This is a genomic window from Oceanibaculum pacificum (assembly GCF_001618175.1).
Lineage (GTDB): Bacteria > Pseudomonadota > Alphaproteobacteria > Oceanibaculales > Oceanibaculaceae > Oceanibaculum > Oceanibaculum pacificum.
The window spans coordinates 26,520-47,397 of the sequence record NZ_LPXN01000097.1 but is presented as its reverse complement, the minus strand read 5'-3'; the positions used below and the strand labels follow the sequence as shown (position 1 = coordinate 47,397).

Below are 20,878 nucleotides of genomic sequence, written 5' to 3'. Positions count from 1 at the left end.
CCCTGCGCGCCCTGCTGCCGGGCCGGCCGGCGATGCGGCTGCTGCTGGCCGGATCGATCATGGGGCGCGTCGGCGGCCATGCCCGGGGTTATGCGGCGGTCAACGCGGCGGCGGCGGAAGCCGCGGCCGAAGCGGCGGCGGCCGGGCAGCCCGTCTCCTACCTCGCCTTTTCCTCCTGGCTCGGAATCGGCATGAGCGAGGGCCGGACGACCCAGGCCCTGCTGCGCGCGGACGGCCTGCTGCCGCTGGATACGGAAGCCGGCCTGGCCGTCATCGAGGCTGCCCTATGGCGGCCCGGCAGCCAGTGGCTGGTCGGCCTGGACGACAGGCACCCGTCCCACGCCGCCTTCGCGCTGGGCACGGCGATGCCGCTGGTCACGCCGGTCGCCTGGGTCGCCGGCGGCGGGGCGGAGAGCATCGAGCGCCATGCCGATGCGCTGGGGCGGCCCGGCTGGGTGCTCGTCCGCCCGGTTCCGGCCATACCGCGCGACGCCCAGGGCGCGCCGGATGTCGCCCGTCTTCTCGCCGGCGACAGCGGCGGCCGCATCGCGCCGCGCGACGAGGCAGAGCGGCGCGTCGCCCAGATCGTCGCCGAGGTGCTGTCGGTCGAGAACCCGGCCGCGAACGACGATTTCTTCCTGGCCGGCGGCACCTCGCTGCTGGCGACCCGGCTGGCCGCGCGCCTGTCCAAGCGCTTCTTCGTCGACCTGCCTACTGGGGCCGTGTTCCGCAACCCGACCATCATTGGTCTGACGCAGCAGCTCCGCGCGCTCGAATCCAAGCCGGGCCTGGTCGATGCGGTCGCCCGGCAACTGGCCGCCCTGGAGGGCATGTCGGCGGACGAGCGCGAGGCCTTGCGCGCCCGCGCCAGCGCCTGACGGGGGATGCATGGGCACCGGCACGAGTGAATGGGGCGATGACGAACTGCTCGCCCGGCTGTTGCAGCAGCAAGGCTTCGCGGTCGATATCGCGGTCGGTCCGGAACCGCGCCCATCCGCCGAGCCGGCGGCGGCGGGACCGAGCCAGCGCCGCTTCTGGCTGCAGGAACGCGTCGAGGACGAACCAGGGCTCAACAATCTCGGTTGCCTGATCCGCTTCCCGGCCCCGCTGGCGCAACCGGCGCTGCTGCGGGCGCTGGACCGGCTGAGCGCGCGTCACGAATCGCTCCGCACCCGGTTTCTCGAAACCGACGGCGATCTGGTCGAATGGGTGGGGCAGCCCAGCCCCCCGCCACTGCACCGCCTGCCCGCGACCGGCGACGCGGCGGCCCTGCGCGGTTTCGTCGAGCAGCCGTTCAGGCTGGACCAGGCCCCGCTCTGGCGGATCGCCCTGTTCGACGCCGCGGGTGATGCCGACGCGCTGCTGCTGGCGTGCCATCACATCATTCTCGACTGGTCCGGCGCGCATCGCTTCGCCGAGGAGCTGGCGCTGCTCTACCAGGCCGAAAGCGGCGGCCATCCGGCGACCCTGCCGCCGCGACCGCTGCAACAGGCCGATTACAGCCACTGGCTGCGCGGAGAGGCCCGCGCGCGCCAGGCTGGGCGCGAGCGCGATCATTGGCGGCAGCGCTTCGCCACGGTCCCGCCGGCGCTGGCTTTGCCGGCGGCGGCGAAGCAGGGCGGCAATCGCTGCCATGCGGTGGAGCTGACGCTCGACCCGGCGCTCACCGCCGCCGTGCGGCGCTTCGCCGCCGCGCGCGGCACGACGCCCTTCACGGTGCTGCTGGCGGCCTATGCCGCCACGCTCGGCCGCTTCGCCCAGAGCGAGGATGTCTGCATCGGCACGGCGGTCGACAACCGGGACCATCCGGGCACCGAGGCGATTGTCGGCTGCCTGACCGACATGGTGCCCTTGCGCTGCGACCTGGCCGGCGAACCGGGTTTCGGGGCCTTGACCCAGCGCCTGCACGCCAGCGTCGCCGAGGATTTCCAGCACAAGGCGCTTGGCCTGGCCGAGATGGTCGCGCTTGCCGCCCCCGATAGGCGGTCCAAGGCAGCGCCGCTTTTCCAGGCGGTCTTCAACCTGCTGCCGGAAGCCGGCGCTAGCAGCCTGCGCCCGGTGCCGACGTCCTTCGCTCGCGCCGACCTGATGCTGGAGCTGCGCGACGAGGGCGTGCGCCTCGCCGGCCAGCTCGAATATCGCGACGGGCTGCTGCCCGACGCCGTGGCAAGGGCCATCGCCGCCGCCCTGCCCTGCCTGCTGCGCCACGGCATGGCGATGCCGGACCGGCCGGTGCCCCATCTGGCGCTGCTGGAGGAGCGGGAGGCCGCCGCGCAGTTCGCGCGGCTGAACCCGCCGCTGCCCGCACCCGACGAGGAGACGCTGGCCAGCCTGTTCCTCGCCCGCGCCCAGCGCCAGCCGGATGCCGTGGCGCTGATCGAAGGCGACCGGCGGATCACCTATGGCGCGCTGCTGGAACGATCCACCGCACTGGCCGAACGGCTGGTCGAGGCCGGATTGCGGCCCGAACAGCCGGTCGCCATCTGCCTGGAACGCTCCATCGACCTTGCCGTCGCCCTGGTGGCGGCCGTGCGGGCCGGCGGCGCGATCCTGCCGCTCGACCCCGGCTATCCGGCGGCCCGCCTTGGCGCCATCCTGGCCGACAGCGGCGCGCCGTTCCTGATCGCCCGGGAAACGCCGCCCTGGCTGCCCGACGCGCCCGGCTGCACGCTTATCCGGCCGGATTCCCGCCCGGGGCGTAGCATCGCGCTGCCCACGCCCCGGCCCCGGGATTGCGCCTATCTGATCTATACCTCCGGCTCCACCGGCCGGCCGAAGGGCGTTATCGGGCTGCACCGGGGGGCGGTGAACCGGCTGCGCTGGATGTGGCGGGACTTCCCGTTCCAGCCGGGCGAAATCTCCTGCCAGAAGACCTCCATCGCCTTCGTGGATTTCGTCTGGGAATTCTTCGGCCCGCTGCTGGCCGGCATCCCCTCGGTGATCGCCGATGCCGAGACGGCGCGCGATCCCCAGCTGCTGACGGCGCTGATCCGCGACCGGCGCGTCAGCCGCCTGGTGCTGGTGCCCTCGCTGCTGCGCGCCTGGCTGGACGGCGTGGCGGACCTGCCGGCCAGGCTGGCGTTCCTGCGTGTCTGCGTCAGCAGCGGCGAGGCGCTGCCGGTGGAAATCGCCGGCCGCTTCCGCGCCGCAGCACCCGGCTGCCGCCTGCTGAACCTGTACGGCTCCTCCGAAGTCTCGGCCGACGCCGCCTGGCACGAAATTGATGGTCGGGAAGCCGGGCGCATGCCGATCGGCCGGCCGATCCCCGGCAACCGCATCGCCATTCTGGATTCCGCCGGCCAGCCCCTGCCCATCGGCGCGCCGGGCGAGATCGCCATCCAGGGCGTCGGCGTCGCGCGCGGCTATCTGAACGATCCGGCGCAGACCGCCACCCGCTTCGCCGCCACCGAGGATGCGGCGCGGGCGCTGTTCCGCTCCGGCGATATCGGCTTCTGGGACGCGGAAGGCCGGCTGGTCTATCTCGGCCGCCGCGACCGGCAGGCGAAGATCGCTGGCGTCAGGATCGAGCCGGGCGAGATCGAGGCCGTCCTGGCCACCCATCCCGACGTGCGCGCCAGTCACGTCCTCGTGCGCCAGGACGAGAGCGGCACGCCGTCGCTGGCCGCCTATCTGGTCGGCCAGCCGGGCGTGAGCGTCGAGGATATCCGCGCCTTCCTGGCCGACCGCCTGCCCCGCGCCCTGCTACCGGACAGTGTGATGCTGCTCGACCGGCTGCCGCTTACGGCCAGCGGCAAGATCGACGCCGCCGCCCTGTCGCCGCCGCAGCACCCGCAAGCGACCGCGCCCGCCGGCCCACGCGCCGCGCTGGAGCCGATGGAGGCGATGGTGGCGGCGATCTGGTCCGACGCACTGGGCCGTGCGATCACCGGGCGGGATGCCGATTTCTTCGCCCTGGGCGGCAATTCGCTGCGCGCCATCCTCTGCATGGGGCGGCTGGGCGAGGCGCTGGGCCGCACCTTGCCAGTGGCCCTGCTGTTCGAGACGCCGCGCCTGGCCGATCTGGCCCGCCGGCTGGGTGAAGCGCCGGACCGGGCCGACCTGCCGCCGCCGCAACCCCGCACCGCTGAGGGGCCGCCTCCGGCGACCAGCAACCAGCTCTGGCTGTGGGACGAGTATCGGCGGGAACCGGGCGGCATCGCCTATAACCTGCCGCTGGCCTACCGCCTGGACGGGCCGCTGGACGACGCCGCGCTGGAGACGGCGCTGGGCGCGATCTTCGCCCGGCACGAGGCGCTGCGCACCCGGCTGGCCCCGACGCCCTCGGGCGTGGCGCAGATCGTCGATGCGCCGCCGGTCGAACCGATGCGCCGGCACGATCTTTCCGGCGAAGCGGATCCGGATTCCGCGCTGCAAGCCCTGCTCGATGCCGTCAGCCGCCAGCCCTTCGCTCTCGACCGCGACCTGCCGCTGCGGGCAATTCTGGCGCGCCTCGCGCCGGATCGGCACTGCATGGTGCTGGTCATGCACCATGTCGCCTGCGATGGCTGGTCCGGCCAGATTCTGGTGCAGGAGCTGGCGGCGCTCTATGCCGCCGACGCTCCGCCGCCCACGCCCACGCCGCCCCGCCTGCAATGCGGCGACATCGCGGACTGGCAGCAGCAGATACGCCCGTTACTGGTCGACCGGCTGGAAACCTATCGCCAGTCGCTCGCCGAGGCCGATGCTCCGCATGTCGCCGGACTGCGCGCCGACGCGCCCCAGGGCGGGCCGGTCGGGCTGGTGCCGGTCGAGATCGACGCGGCATTGCTGGCGCGTTTCCTCGAACTTCGGCCATCCCCGGCCGTCACACCTTTCCTGCTGATGCTGAGCGCCTGGGCGGCCCTGCTGTCCCGCTTCGGCGATTGCGAACAGCCGGTGCTGGCCACGCCGGTGGCCGGCCGCAACGCGCCCGGCCTGCTGTCGGCCGTGGGCTTCCTGGCCAATCCGGTGCTGCTGAAGATCGATCTTCGGGAGCAGCCAAGCTTCGCCGGGATCGTCCAGGCGGCCCGCGCCGGATTGCTGGCGGCCCTGCGCCATCAGGAGGTGCCCGTCGCCTGGGTGCATGATTTCTGGCCGCTGGGCGCTGCCCTGCGCAGCATGTTCGTGATGGAGGATGCCTCGGCCTGGGCCCTGCCGCTGCCGGGCATCGAGAGCCGCCTTCTTGCCACCCCGGCCTCGCTGGAGGCGCGGGTCGATGTGGCCCTGGTGGTCAGCCAGCAGGGCGGGGAGACACGGATTCGCCTGGAATATGCCGAACGCCGCATACCCGCCGACCTTGCCGCCAGGCTCGCCCGGGGGCTGGCGGCGCTGATCGCCGGCATGGCGGCCGATCCGGCAACGCCGCTCGACTGCCTGCCGCTCATGGATCAACCGCCCGCACTGGCCCAGGCGACGTTGCCGATGCCCGCCGCCCACCGCCTCGACGCGCTGTTGCGCCTGCGCGCCGATGGGACGCCGGACGCGCCGGCCGCCACCGACGGGCGCTTGACGCTGAGCTATGCCGATTTGCAGCGCCATAGCGACGGACTGGCCGGCCGGCTGCATGCGCGCGGCGTAACGCCCGGCGCGCGGGTCGGGCTGGTCGCCAATGCCTCCCCGCTGCAACTGGCCGGGCTGCTGGCGATCCTGCGCTGCGGCGCCACGGCGGTGCCGCTCGACCCGGCCTACCCGCCGGCCCGCCTGACCGCGACCCTGGCCGATTCCGGCGCGGTGGGCGTGCTTTCCGACCTGCCACTCGACTATCCCGCGCCGCGCATAGCCCTGGACGACATCGCCGGCAGCGCGCCGCCCGCCCCTGTCGAGACACAGGCGCCGGCGGCGGTGATCTATACCTCCGGCACCACCGGACAGCCCAAGGGCGTGCTGCTGGCGCATGACGCGCTGTGCCGGCTCGGCAGCGCGCTGGCGGAAGCCTATGGGATCAAGCCCGGCGACCGGGTGCTGCAGGTGGTGTCGCCTGCCTTCGACGTGGCGCTGTCGGACATCGCGATGGCGCTCAGCGCGGGGGCCATGCTGGTCATGCCGGGGCGCGAGGCGGTGATGCCCGGCCGCGCCCTGCTGGCGACGCTTCGGGATTTCGCGATCACCCACATGCAGGCCCCCGCCGCCGTTCTGGCGACCACCCTGCCGGAGAGGCTGCCCAGCTTGCGCGCCGTCGCGGTCGGCGGCGAGACCTGCCCGCCGCTCGCCGCCCGCCGTTGGGCGGATGGCCGGCGCTTGTTCGTTGCCTACGGCCCGACCGAGGCGACCGTCACTGCAGCACTGGCCGAATACGACCCCAACGCGCCCGCCGGCAGCATCGGCCGGCCGTTCGGCGGCGCGCGCCTGCAACTGCTCGACGCCGCCGGGGCGGCGGTGCCGATGGGTGTGCCGGGCGAACTCTATATCGCCGGGCCGGGCGTCGCGCGCGGCTATCTCGACCGGCCGGCGCTGACCGCAGAGCGCTTCCTGCCCGATCCCGACGGCCCGCCGGGCGCGTACCGCTACCGCACCGGAGACCGCGCGAGGCTGGAAACGGATGGCAGCCTGACCTTCCTCGGCCGGCTGGATCGCCAGGTGAAGCTGCGCGGCTTCCGCATCGAGCCGGGCGAGACCGAGGCCGCCTTGGCGGCGCTGCCCGGCGTGCTCCGCGCGCTGGCCGCGGTGCGCGACGATGCGCTGGGCGAACGCCGCCTCGTTGCCTGGGTGCTGCCGCAACCTGGGGCCCAGCTCGACATGGCGCGGCTGCGCCAGACGCTGCGACAGCATCTGCCCGACCATCTGGTGCCGGCGCTGATGGCGCAGATATCCGAGATTCCCTTGACGCTGAACGGCAAGATCGACTGGCGGGCGCTGCCCACCCCGGCCGCCCTGGTCACCCAGCCCCCGCCGGCCAGGCCGCCGGGTCCGTCGAGCGCGGCGGCGGTGCAGCGCGATCTGGCGGCGCTGTGGGGCGAGTTGCTGGGCTGCGCCGACATCGGCCCGGACGATAATTTCTTCGATCTGGGCGGCCATTCGCTGCTGCTGGTGCGCCTCCAGGAACGGCTGTCCGAGCGTTTCGGCGTGGACCTGCCGATCGGCGAGTTGTTCGCCCACCCGACCCTGCGCGCGCTCGCCGCCCGCCTGCATGCCGCGACCGCCGAGCCCGCAACGGAAGAATTCACCCTATGAAGCCGCTCCCTCTTCTGTTCGCGGAGCTGTCGCGTCTCGGCGTCACCCTGGAGGCCGATGCCGGCGCGCTGCGCGTGCGCGGCCCGGCCGGCGCCGTATCGCCCGAACTGCGGGCCGAAATGGCCGCGCGCAAGCCGGAAATCCTGGCCCGCCTGACCGGCGCGCCGACGCCGCTGACCTTCAACCAGCGCCGGCTCTGGTTCGTCGAGAAGCTGAGCGAGAGCGGCAGCGACTTCACCATGAGCGCCGCCTGGGAGCTGCGCGGCGCGCTCGACATTGCCGCCCTGCGGCGAGCGCTTGGGGCCATGACCCGCCGCCAGCAGATACTGCGCGCCCGCATCCTGGAGCAGGATGACGAGCCCTATCTGGACATCGCTCCCTGGTCGCCGGTCGAGCTGCCGGAGGAAACCACCGACGACGCGGCGGCGGCCCTCGCGGCCGAGGCGGCCGCGCCGTTCGATTTGGCTGACCGGCTGTTCCGCGCGCGGCTGTTCCGGCTGCCGCCGACCGACAGCGCGCCGTGCTGGCTGCTGACGATCTGCCTGCATCATCTGATCGCCGACCGCTGGTCCATGGGCATCCTGTTCCGCGAACTAGCCGCCCTGATGCGGGCCGAAATGGCGGGCACACCGGCCGACCTGCCGGATTTGCCGCTGCAATACGCCGATTTCGCCGCCTGGCAGCGCGCCGGACAGACCGAGGAGACGCTGGCGCGGCAGCTCGATTTCTGGCGCGCGCGGCTGGCCCATGCGCCGACCGACCTTGCCTTGCCGCTCGACCGGTCGCGACCGGCCGCGCGCGGTTCGGCCGGGGCGGCGCACAGCTTCCCGCTGCCGGCCGGCGACGATCTCAGCCGGCTCGCCGCACGCCAGGGGGTCACCGCCTTCATGGCCGGCCTCGCCGTCTATGCCGCCCTGCTGGCGCGCTGGACCGGGCAGGACGAGCTGGTCATCGGCTGCCCGCTGGGCAACCGGGAGATGCCGGAGACGCACGATCTGATCGGCTTCTTCGTGAATACCGTGGCGCTGCGGCTCGACCTGTCCGGCGATCCCGATTTCCCGACGTTGCTGGGCCGCGTGCGGGCGGCCAGCCTGGAGGCTTTCGCCCATCAGGACGTGCCGTTCGACCGCGTGGTGAACGCGCTGAAACCGACGCGCCATCTCAATCGCGGGCCGCTGTTCCAGGCGATGTTCGTGTTGCAGAACGCAGCCATGGCCCCGCTGGCCTGGCCCGGAATCGACTCGACGCCGCTGAGCCTGCCGCCGATGGCCCCGGAGGTCGATCTGAACCTGGCGTTGGAGCCGCCGCAGACGGCCGGCGCGCCCTACACCGGCTATCTGGAATATGACCCGGCGCTGTTCGACGCCGCCACCGCCGAGCGCTTCGGACGGCAATTCGCCGCCCTGGCCCAGGCCATCGCGGCCGCGCCCGAAACACCGCTGTCCCGCCTGCCGATCGAGGATGGGCCAGCGACGGGCTGGCCTGGCAAGCGCCAGACCCTGCCGGCAACGCGAATCGACGCCGCGATCCTCGACCGGCTGCGGGGCAACCCGGATTCGCCGGCGGTTCTAACGGCCAACGGCGAAACCGTCACGGCCGGCGAACTGGCGGCCCAGGCCCTGGCGCTGGCCGGGCAAATCGCGGCGCGCGGGCTGCCGGCGGATGCCGTCATCGGCGTCGCCCTGCCGCGCGGACCGGGGCTGATCGCCGCCCTGCTCGGCACGATGGCGGCAGGGGCTGCCTTCGCCGTGCTGCCGCCCGGCCCCGCCGGCCAGATCGAGTATATCGTGCGGCTGAGCGGTCTTACGGTGGCCATCGCCGATGCCGATAGCGCCGCCACGCTGCCGGACGGGGTGGAGCCGCTGTTCGCCGACCGGCAGGCCGAACCATTGGCTGAGCCGCGTTCCGGCACCGGCGTCGCCTATATCTGCTTCACCTCGGGCTCCAGCGGCGCGCCCAAGGGCATAATGGTCGGTCATGCGGCGCTGGCGAACCACGCCCAGGCAATCGCCGACGCCTTCGCGCTGACGGAATCCGACCGCGCGCTGCACTTCGCCGCGCCGGCCTTCGACGTGGCGCTGGAGGAAATCTTCCCCACCCTGCTGCGCGGCGGCATTGTCGTCATACCGCCGGCCGAGGCGCTGGAATCGCTGGAGGCGTTCGGGCGCTGCCTGCGGGCGGCTGAGGTCACAATCGCCAACCTGCCGGCCCCTTTCTGGCATGCCTGGGTGCGCGAGCTGGCGGAGACCGGCGGCGAAGCGCCGCCGACGCTGCGCCTGCTTGTCACCGGCAGCGACCGGGTGCATGTCGCCGCCGTGCGGCAATGGCAGCGCGTCGCCCCCGGCATCGCCTGGATGAGCGGCTATGGCCCTAGCGAGGCGACGGTCACCGCCAGCCTGTTCGATCCCCGCATCGACGATCTGCCGGCCGGGGCGGCCACGGTGCCGCTCGGACGGCCGCTCGCCAATGTCGACATCCATCTGGTCGATCCCCAGGGCGCGCCGGTGGCGACCGGCATCGTCGGCGAGATCGTCATCGAAGGCGCGGGCGTGGCCGAAGGCTATCTGAGCGCGGCGGAGCCTGGCGGCTTCCGTCCCCGCCGGCCGGGCGGGCCGCCGGCCTACTGGACCGGCGATCTGGGGCGGCGCACCAGCGACGGCGCGCTGGAATTCATCGGGCGGCGCGACGGGCAGCTGAAGATTCGCGGCGTGCGGGTCGAGCCGACCTCCATCGAGGCGGTCCTGGCCAGCCATCCGCAGGCCGGCGAGGTCGCGGTCACCGGGCGGCCGGATGGCGGCGGCACCCTGCTGCTGTGCGCCAGCGTCACCGGGCCGGTCGAACCGTCCCTGTTGCGCCAATGGGCCGCCGACCGGCTGCCGGCGGCGATGGTGCCCGCCCTGATCGAGCGGCTGGAGGCCCTGCCGCGCACCGCCAACGGCAAGCTGGACCGCCGCGCCCTCGCGGCCCGGCCGCTCCCGGCCGGCGACGATAGCGCCGCCAGGCCGCTGGCCGACGACCGGCAGAAGCTGCTGGCCGGTATTTTCGCCGAGGTGCTGGAATGCCGCGATGTTGGCCCGGACAGCAATTTCTTCGCGCTGGGCGGCGATTCGATACGCAGCCTGCAAATCGTTTCCCGCGCCCGGCGCGCCGGGCTGGCGCTGACCGCGCGGTCGATCTTCCAGCACCAGACCGTCGCCGCCATCGCCGCCGCCGCGCAGCCATTGCAGCAGGAGCCGGAAGGCCCGTCCGGCGCCGGCCCCCTGCCCCTGACGCCGATCTATGCCTGGTTCGGCGAGCAGATGACCGGCAATTGGCGGCATTTCAATCAGGCCGTCATGCTGGCGCTGCCGCAGCCGGTCGACAAGGCGGCGCTGGAGGCCGCGCTGACCGCGCTGGTCGATTGCCACGACATGCTGCGCCTGGTCGCCCGGCGCGAGGCGGGCGCGGTCGACTACACGATCCCGGAGAAGGGTGAGCCGCCCGTGCTGGCGATCCTCGACCTGGCCGGCCTGTCGCCGGAGGATCGCGCCCGGCGCAAGGCCGAGTACTTCGCCGGCGCGCAGCGCAGCCTGGACCCGGCGCAGGGCCGCAACCTGGCCGCCATCCTGCTGCCGGACGAGGCCCGGCTGATGCTGACCATCCATCATCTCTGCATCGACGTGCTGTCCTGGAGCGCGCTGCTCGACGATCTGCAGGCGGCCTACGAGGCAGCGCGCCAGGGCCGGCCGCCGCGCCTGCGGCGCGCGCCCACCTCTTTCCGGCTATGGGCCGAACGGCTGCGAGGGCTTGCCGAGCGCGGCGATATCGGCGATCTGCCCTACTGGATCGGCCTGCTGGGCCATCCGGCCGACCGGCTGCTGCCGCAGGCCGGCGACGCGCCGGGGATGGAGCATGACGTCGCCGCCACACGGCTGACGCTGAAGCGGCACGTCACCGCCGGCGTCTTGCGCGCGGCCCCGGCGGCGTTCGGCGTACGGCCCGATACGGTGATATTGGCCGCCCTGCTGCTGGCCCTGCATCGGCGCGGCGGCCGCCGGCTGCGCATCGATCTCGAACGCAATGGCCGGGTCGGCCCGTTCGAGGATCTCGATTTGTCGCGCACGGTCGGCTGGTTCACCGCCGTGCTGCCACTGCTGCTGGAGGCGGAGACGGATGACCCAACCGCCCTGCTGCGCGCGGCCGGCAAGGCTGTGGCCGAAAGCCCGCTCGACGGGTTGGGATTCGGCCTGCTGCGCCATGTCGTCGACGGTGCTGCGGGCGCGGTGCTGGGCGCATTGCCGCCGGCCGAAATTCTGCTGAATTTCGTCGGCACGCTGACCGGATGGGAAGAAGAGCCGTTCCGGCCGGTCGATGAGCCCTGCGGCCCGACCATAGCGCCCGACATGCAACGCCCGCATCTGCTGGAGCTGAATGCCGGCGCGGTCGAGGGCCGCCTGCGGATGGAACTGAGCTATCCCGGCGCGGCCGGATGCGATGCGGCGGCAAAACAGCTTCTGGACGATATCGCCGAGGCGCTGGCCGACATCGCCCGCGCGGCGCGCGCGTCCCAGGCCGGTCTAGAGATGCCGCCGGACGTGGAGGCGCTGCTGCCGCTGACGCCGTTGCAGCACGGCATCCTGCTGCACAGCCTGCGCGAACCGGAGACTTATTTCGACCAGCTTCGCCTCACCCTGCACGGCCCGCTGGACGCGGCGGCGATGCGGACCGCCTGGGAGAGGCTATCCGCCCGGCACCCGGCCTTGCGCGCCAGCTTCGGCTTCGGCGCGGACGGCGAGGCGCTGCAACTGATCCATGACTCCGCCGCACCGGAATGGCGCGATCTCGACTGGCGCGAGCTGGACGAAACCGCCCTGGCCGGCCGCCTGCATAGCCTGATGGCCGCCGACCGCGCCACCGGCTTCGACCTTGCCCGGCCGCCGCTGATGCGCCTGCACCTGGTCCGCAGCGGCGAGGCAAGGCACGAACTGGTATGGAGCGCGCATCATCTGCTGATGGATGGCTGGTCGGTCTCGGTATTGATGACGGAGCTTTGCGCCCTCTATCGCGAGGCTGCCGGCGGCGCGCCCGCCGGCCTTGCCCCCGCTCCTGACTTCGCCCGCTATCTGGACTGGCTGCAGGAGAGCGACAGGGACGCGGCGGCCGCTTTCTGGCGCGACGAATTGCGCCCGCTTTCCGAACCCAGCCTGCTCGCCGGGCCGGGCCTGACGCCGGAAGCGGCGGAAACCGCCGCGCCGCATGCTGCCCTGCCGCTATCGGCGGCGGAAACGCGCGGCATAGAGCGGCTGGCCCGCGCCAGCGGCGTTACCGTGGGCAGCGTCCTCCAGGGCGCCTGGGCCCTGCTGCTGCGCCGCTATACGGGGCTTAGCGAGGTTGCGTTCGGCCTGACCGTCTCCGGGCGTTCGGCCCCCGTCGACGGCATCGAAAACATGGTCGGCATGCTGATCAACACGGTGCCGGTGCGGGTCAGCCTGCCCGGCGACATGCCGGTCACCGCCTTTCTGGGCGAGATCGCGGAGCGGGCGGAGGCGCGCGAGGCGTTCGCCGCCACGCCGCTACCCGACGCGCTCGCCGCCGCCGGCCTGTCGGCCGGCGACATGCCGTTCGACAGCCTGGTGCTGATCCAGAACTATCCCCGGCCGAAACGGCTGCAGGCCGGCGCTGTCGAGATCGCGCTGGCGCAGGTGGCGGAGGCGACCAATTTCCCCCTGACGCTGGTTGCCGAATGGGGCGGCGCGGAGGATGAGTCCTGCCGGCTGGCGATGGTCTACGATCCCCGCCGGCTCGGACAGGCGACGGCGCGGCAATTGCTCGGCCATCTGCGGCATACCCTGCTGGCGATGGCCGACGATCCGGCCGCCAGGCTCGATTCCATCCCGCTCCACGACACTGCGGAGCGCGACAGGCTGCTCGCCCTGGGCCGCGGCCGGCCTGTGCCGGTGCCGCCCGCGCTGGCGCATGAGATACTGGGCGAATGGGCGCAGATCGCGCCCGGCGCGCCGGCGGTCGTGTCGCAGGACGGCACCCTCACCTACCGCGCCCTGGCGGAGCGCAGCGACGCGCTGGCGGCGCGCCTGGCCGCCGCCGGCATCGGCCCGGGCAGCCGGATCGTGCTCGCGGCTCCGCGTTCGAGCGCCCTGGTGGTCGGCTTCATGGCCATCCTGAAAGCCGGCGGGGCTGTGGTGCCGCTCGATATCGCCTATCCGCAGGAAAGGCTGCGCTTCGTCCTGGAGGATAGCGCCGCCGACCTGGTGCTGACCGACGGCGCTTACCTGCCCCGCCTGCCGCTGCGCCCGGACATGCCGGTGCTGCTGCTGGATGGGGCCGACGCCGATGCGCCGCTGCCCTGGAGCCCGCCGCCGGTCGATCCGGAAAGTCCGGCCTATGTGATCTACACCTCCGGCTCCACCGGCCAGCCGAAGGGCGTGTTGTCGCCACACCGGGGCCTGCGGGCGCTGATCGCCGCCCAGCGCGCGCTGTTCGGCTTGCAGCCCGGCGACCGGGTGCTGCAATTCGCCTCGCTCTCCTTCGACGCCTCGGTGTGGGAGATCGTCATGGCGCTGGGCGCGGGCGCGGCGCTGCACCTGCCGAGCAGGGAAGACGCGCTGGCCGGGCCGGAGCTGGGCGCCTATCTGCGCCAGCACCGCATCACGGCGGCCACCCTGCCGCCCTCCCTGCTGGCGGTGATCCCGGAAGGAGCCTATCCCGATCTGCGCATCCTCGCGGTCGCCGGGGAGGCCTGTCCGCCGGCATTGGCACAGCGCTGGGTCGGCGGCCGGCGCTTCTTCAACGCCTATGGCCCCAGCGAGGCGACGGTCTGCGCCACCATCTTCGAGGGCGGCGGCAACGGGCAGACGCTGCCCATCGGCTGGCCACTGCCCAACGTCTCCGCCCATGTGGTCGACGACCGGATGGAGCCGGTGCCGCCCGGCGGCACGGGCGAGTTGCTCGTCGGCGGGGCGGGCGTGGCGCTGGGCTATATCGGCCGGCCGGAACTGACCGCCGAACGCTTCGTACCCGACCGCTTCGGCCCGCCCGGCACGCGCCTCTACCGCACGGGCGATCGGGTCAGGCTGCGGCCCGACGGGGCGCTGATCTTCCTCGGTCGCATCGACCGGCAGGTGAAGCTGCGCGGATTCCGCATCGAGCCGGGCGAGATCGAGGCCGCCATCGCCGCCCAGCCCGGCATTGCGCAGGCGCTGGTCGCGGTGCGCGACGACAGGCTGCTTGCCTGGGCGCTGCCGAAGCCGGGCGTCGCCCTGGATCTGGACGGGCTGCGCACGGCGCTGAAGACCGCCCTGCCCGGCCATATGGTGCCCGCCCAGCTGCTGGCGCTCGACGCCGTGCCCTTGACCCGCAACGGCAAGATCGACTGGGCCGCCTTGCCCGATTCCGCCGCGCCCGCGGCGGAGGATGGGACGCAACAGCCCTCGGCCGCCCGTCCCGGCGATAACGGCGCACCTGACGTGGCGCAACGGCTGGCGGCGCTGTGGTGCGACGTGCTGGGCCGGCCGAGCGTCGGCCCGGACGATAATTTCTTCGATCTGGGCGGCCATTCGCTGCTGCTGGTGCAGGTGCAGGGCCTGATCAAGCGGGATTTCGCCATCGCCGTGCCGATGGCCGTGCTGTTCGCCCATCCCACGCTACGCGCGCTGACCCGGCACATGCTGGCGCAAGGCGCCGCGACCAAGCCGGCCGAGGCGGCAGAACCTGCCCCTGCACCCGAGCCCCCGCCGCCCCCCAAGACGGCCGGTGATCCCATCGCCGTGGTCGGCATGGCGGGCCGCTTCCCCGGGGCGGCGGATCTGGACGCGTTCTGGCGATTGCTGATCGAGGGCCGCGAAGGCATCGCCCGCCTCGACCGTGACACGCTGCGCCAGGCGGGCGTGCCGGAGGAAATCATCGACAATCCCGCCTTCGTGCCCGCCGGCGGCCTGCTGGACGAGGCGGATGGCTTCGACCCCGCCGTATTTGGCCTGGGGCCGCGCGACGCGCTGGTGCTCGACCCGCAGCACCGCGTGTTCCTGGAATGCGCCTGGCACGCGCTGGAGAATGCCGGCTATGCGCCGGGCGCCACCCGCGATGTCGTCGGCCTGTTCGCCGGCAGCGGCCACAATACCTGGCTGCGCGAAATGCTGTTGCCGGCCGGCGAGAGCCTTGAGGGGTCGAGCGGCTTTCACCTGATCACCGGCAACGACAAGGATTTCCTGGCCACGCAGACCGCCTACCGGCTGGATCTGACCGGCCCGGCGGTCGCCGTGCAGACCGCCTGCTCGACCTCGCTGGTCGCCGTCGCCATGGCGGTGGAGGCGCTGCGGGCCGGGCGCTGCGACATGGCGCTGGCCGGCGGCGTCTCGATCCGCTTCCCGCAGGGGCGCGGCTATCTGCACGAGCCGGACATGATCCTATCGCCCGACGGCCATTGCCGCAGCTTCGCGGCGGATGCCGCCGGCACCGTGCCGGGTTCCGGCGTCGGGCTGGTGCTGCTGAAGCCGCTGTCACGCGCCCAGGCCGATGGCGACCGGGTGCTGGCGGTGATTCGCGGGGCCGCGATCAATAATGACGGCGCGCGCAAGATGGGCTTCACCACGCCGGGCGTCGCCGGCCAGGCGGCGGTCATCCGGCTTGCCCTCGACTCGGCCGGCCTCGATCCGGCGGACATCGACTATGTCGAGGCGCACGGCACCGCCACGGCACTGGGCGACCCGGCGGAGGCGACGGCCCTGGCGCAGGTCTATGGCGGCCGCGCCACGCCGCTGCTGCTCGGCTCGGTGAAGAGCAATATCGGCCATGCCGACGCGGCGGCCGGCATCGCCGGGCTGATCAAGACGGTGCTGGCGCTGCATCACGGCCAATTGCCGCCCAGCCTGCACAGCCAGCCAGCCAACCCGCGTATCAACTTCGCCGCTGGGCCGTTCGAACTGGTCGACCGGCCCCGTCCCTGGCCGCGTCCTTGGCCTTCTGGCGCCGACCGGCCGGCGCGCGCCGGCGTCAGCTCCTTCGGCATCGGCGGCACCAACGCCCATGTGATCCTGGAAGCCGCCCCGCCGACGTCGCAAGCGCCGGCCTCCATCGGCTCCACGCCGCAGGCCCTACTGCTGTCGGCCCAGACGAAGACTGCGCTGCAAGCGCAGGCCGCCCTGCTGGCTGCGCATCTGCGGGCGCATCCGGCGGACCGGCTGGAGGATGTCGCCTTCACCCTGCAATGCGGGCGGGCTGCCCTGCGCCATCGCCGCGCCGTGGTGGCGCGCGGCACGGCCGAGGCCATCGCCCTGCTGGAAGCGCCAGAGGAAGCCAGGCGGGCACCGGCGCAACCGCCGGCCATCGCCCTGCTGCTGCCCGGCCAGGGCAGCCAGCATCCGCGCATGGGCCAGGCGCTCCATGCCGAAAACGGCATCTACCGGCGCGAATTCGACGCCCTGTCGGACAGGTTGAACCCGATGCTCGGCCTGTCGCTGAGCGAGATGCTCTACGGCCCCGTGGAACCGGACGCAGAGACCCTGCGCCGCACCGAGATCGCCCAGCCGGCAATCTTCGCCGTCAGCCTGGCGCTGGCGCGGCACTGGCAGGCGCTGGGCCTGCCGGTGGAGGGCATGCTGGGCCACTCGGTCGGCGAATATGCGGCGGCCTGCCTGGCCGGCGTCTTCACGGTCGAGGACGCCCTGGCGCTGGTGGTCGAGCGCGGCCGGCTGGTCGCGGCCCTGCCCGGCGGTGCCATGCTGGCGCTGGGCGAAAGCGAGGCCGAAACGCTGGCGCTGCTGGCGGATAGCGGCGGGGCGCTTGCCCTGGCCGCGGTGAATGGCGCGCGAAGCTGCGTCGTCTCCGGTCCCGAGCCGGCCATAGCCGCGCTGGAGGAACGGTTGGAGCGGCTGGGCCGTCCCGGCCGCCGGCTGCAAACCTCGCACGCCTTCCATTCGCCGATGCTGGCCCCGGCGGCCGAGGCGCTGGCCGAGGCGGTCGCCCGCTTCCGGCCGAAAGCGCCGTGCCAGCCTTTCATCTCCAATGTCACCGGCAGCTGGATCACCCCGGCGGAGGCGACCGACCCGGCCTATTGGGCGCGCCACCTGCTGGCCCCGGTGCGCTTCGCCGATGGCCTCGTCACCCTGCGCCAGGCCGGCATCGACCTGGCGGTGGAATGCGGCCCCGGCCAGAGCCTGAGCGCCCTCGCCCGAGCGGGCGGCATGACCGCGCTGCCGAGCCTCGCCCCGGCAGCCGAGACACCGCCGGGCGGCACGCGCCTTGCCGCCGCCGCATCCGGGCTGTGGCTGGAGGGCGTGACGATCGACTGGCCGGCGCTGCATCCGCACCCGCGCCGCCGGGTCGAGCTGCCGCTCTACCCATTCGAGCGCCGGCCCTACCGGCCTGAAAAAAAGCCCGAGGCGACGCCAAAGCCGGCCCCGGCCGGCAAACGTCCTTCTCAGTCGGAATGGTTCTACCGGCCCGGCTGGATCGCCGCCGAGACCGCAGCGGCCGATCTGGCCGGCCCCTGGCTGATCCTGGCCGATAGCGGCGGCGTCGGCGCTGCCCTGGCGGCCCGGCTGCAAGCCGCCGGCGAGGCCGTTCGCCTGGTCGAGGGCGGTGAGGAAGCGGATTACCGTGCGCTGCTGCAAGCCGAGCACACGCCGCCGCGCCGCATCCTGCATCTCCGCACGCTCGACGAGGCCGCGCCGGAAACGCTGGAAGAACGCGGCCTGCACGATTTGCTGGCGCTGATGCAGGGGATCGGTTCGGTGCTGCCGGGGGCTGCCCTGCGACTGGATATCGCCACCATCGGCGCCGCCGACGTGACCGGCGCGGAAGCGCTGCGCCCGGACGTGGCCGCCGCCGTGGGGGCGGCCAAGGTGCTGCCGTTCGAATATCCGGATGTCACGGTGCGAATCCTCGATCTCGACCCCGCCCCGGCCGAAGCGATGGCCGAGATGCTGATGCGGGAGCTGGCGCTGCTGCCCGCCGACACGGCAATCGCCCTGCGCGACGGCATGCGATGGCGGCAAACGGTTGCCCCCCTGCCGCTGTCGGCGCAGCCAGTGGCTCTGCGCCGCGAATCCGTCATTCTGATCACCGGCGGTTTCGGCGGCGTGGGCACCGCCATCGCCCGCGACATGGCGCGCGAACCCGGCATGCGGCTGATCCTCCTGGGCCGTCGCCCGCTTCCCGAACCGGCGGCGTGGGACGGGCTGATCGCGGCGGACGATCCGGTCGCACCTCGGCTCCGCCTAGTGCGCGAGCTGGAGGCGCTGGGGGCGCAGGTGATGACCGCCGCGCCCGACCTTTCGGATCCCAAAGCGCTGGCCACCACTGTGCGGGAAGCGGTGGCGCGTTTCGGGCCGATCACTGGCGCGGTGCATGCCGCCGGCCTGGCCGACCAGGCCGGCATCGTGCAGAACCGCACCCGCGCGCAGACGGAAACCGTGCTGGCCCCGAAGATCGCCGGCACCCGCGCTCTGGTGGACGCGCTTTCCGGCCAGCCGCTCGACTTCCTGGCGCTGTGCTCGACGCTGGGCTCCTTCCTGCCTGGCGCCAAGTTCGGCCAGGTGGCCTATGCCGCCGCCAACGATTATCTCGACCTCGCCGCCGCTGCCATCGCCCGGCGCACCGGATGGCGGGCCGTCGCCATCAATTGGGACGATTGGGTCGAGGCCGGCATGACGGTGGAAGCGCATAAAAACTGGGGCGTCGCCCCGCCGATCCCGGAGACCGGGCTGACCGCGCGGGAAGGGGCTGCCGTTCTGCGCCGCATTCTGGCGGCCGATCATCGCCGGGTCGCCGTCTCGGTGCGTGACCTGCCGGCGCTGATAAACCAAGCCGCCAGCCATTTCGAGACGCCGCCGCCGCGCCGGCAACCCCTGGACCAGCCTGCCCCCATGCTGCCGGTCGTCGACGCCGAAGCCGACCCGCTGGTCGCCGAACTGACCGCCGCCTTCCGGCAGGTGCTGGACGATCCCGATCTGGGCGGCGACGACAGCTTCTTCGAGCGCGGCGGCCATTCGCTGCTGGCGATGCGGGTCATTGGCAGGCTGCGCGAGCGTTTCGGGCTGCCGCTGGGCATTGCCGTCATCTTCGACCATCCCACCCCGCGCCGGCTCGCCGGCCATTTGCGCGGCAAGATCACCGTGACGCGGGAAGCCTCATGACCGCCCCGCTTTACTGTCTGCGCCCCGATGTTGCGGTAGAGCCGCTGATCGCGCGCTGGCATGCCTGGCCGCATCTTGTCTCCCCGGCCACGGCGGCGCTGAACGCCGCCAACCGCCATCTGAAGGCGATGGAATCCTATGTCGCCATGCCGCAGCTTCATATGGCGGCGCTGCGCGATCCGGCGCTGGCCGGCGGGCCTTTCATCGATCTGGCCGGCGGCAGGATCGAGGAGATTCGCGCGCTGATCGCCTGGACCCGACAGCGCCAAGCCCCGGGCCTGGCGTTGGCGGAGGCGCTGAACGCCGCCTGGAAGCTGCTGGCGGCCAGGGCGGACGGCCATGGCCTGGGGCCGCTCTACGCGGAATTGCCGGAAGCGCTGCGCGGCGCGGTGGAACTGGTCTATACCCCGGCCGGGGCCGCCGATATCCGCGTCAACGAGGCGCTGCTGTATCGCGGCCCGTGCTACGATCCGACGCTGCAAGGCGTGATGCTGCGCCGCATCACCGGCGACGAGCGCCCCTTCACCATGAGCACGCCGAGGCTGGACCAGCCGGACAGCCTGTATCTGGAAATCCCGTTCGCCGATCCGGCCTACGATCTGCTGGGCGCGCTGCGCTCCCGGCCCCAGCCGCTATCGCGGATCGCCGAGACGCTGGGCGTCGGCCCGGACCGGATGGCGCTGCTGGAGAGCCTGCTGACCCTGGAGACGCCCCCGCCGCCGAAGCCGGCCGGCATCACCCGCTGGCGGTATTTCGGCCATGCCTGCGTGCTGGTGGAGACGGCGGGCGGCAAGAGCGTGCTGGTCGATCCGGTCATCGCCTATGAAAGCGGGGCCGAGCCCGCCCGCTTCACGGTCGCCGACCTGCCGGAGCGGATCGACTATGTCGTCATAACCCATAATCACGCCGACCATGCGCTGCTGGAAACCCTGCTGGCGCTGCGCTGGAAAATCGGCACCATCCTGGTGCCCGCCAGCGGCGGCAGCCTGGTCGACCCCTGCCTGAAACAGGCGTTGCGGGCCATCGGCTTCACCGATGTGCGCGCGCTGTCGACGCTGGAGGAGATCGGCGATGGCGACCTCGGCATCACCGCCCTGCCCTTCCTGGGCGAACATGCCGATCTCGACATTCGCGCCAAGGCGGCCTGGCTGGTCGACGCCGCCGGGCTGCGGCTGATGTTCGCCGCCGATTCGAACAATATCGACCCGCTGCTCTATGACCGGCTGCGGCCCATCATCGGCCAAGTCGACACACTGTTCCTGGGCATGGAATGCAAGGGTGCGCCAATGAGCTGGCTGTATGGTTGCCTGCTGCCGACGCCGCTGGAACGCGGCCGGGACCAGTCCCGCCGGCTCGACGGCTCGGACAGCGCCCGCGCCCTGCCGGCGATCCGCAGCCTGCAAGCCAGGCAGGTCTTCATCTACGCGCTGGGGCTGGAACCCTGGCTGCGCTTCATCACCAGCCTGGCCCCCGACCCGGACAGCGCGCCGATGCGCGAATCCGACCGGCTGATCGCGCTCTGCCGCGATCTCGGCATTCCCGCCGCCCGTCTATATGGCCGCGCCGAGGCTAGCTGATCGATCGGTTGGGCCGTATCA

At 72.6% G+C, this 20,878-nt stretch carries 4 protein-coding genes; all 4 read left to right on the top strand.

Annotated elements, in window-relative coordinates; translation table 11 throughout:
- A partial coding sequence (locus tag AUP43_RS07860; RefSeq protein WP_232314917.1) for a phosphopantetheine-binding protein occupies window positions 1-878 on the top strand: 878 nt, incomplete at its 5' end.
- Window positions 879-888: 10 nt separating this feature from the next.
- Complete coding sequence (locus tag AUP43_RS07855) at window positions 889-7,149, top strand: non-ribosomal peptide synthetase (RefSeq protein ID WP_067554796.1); 6,261 nt, start codon at window positions 889-891, stop codon at window positions 7,147-7,149.
- Complete coding sequence (locus AUP43_RS07850; protein ID WP_067554793.1) at window positions 7,146-19,280, top strand: hybrid non-ribosomal peptide synthetase/type I polyketide synthase; 12,135 nt, start codon at window positions 7,146-7,148, stop codon at window positions 19,278-19,280. The genes AUP43_RS07855 and AUP43_RS07850 overlap by 4 nt, the downstream gene beginning before the upstream one ends.
- On the top strand, window positions 19,277-20,857 hold the full coding sequence (locus AUP43_RS07845; RefSeq protein WP_067554790.1) for an MBL fold metallo-hydrolase: 1,581 nt from the start codon (window positions 19,277-19,279) through the stop codon (window positions 20,855-20,857). Before AUP43_RS07850 ends, AUP43_RS07845 begins: the two co-directional genes overlap by 4 nt.
- The last annotated feature ends 21 nt before the right edge of the window (window positions 20,858-20,878 follow it).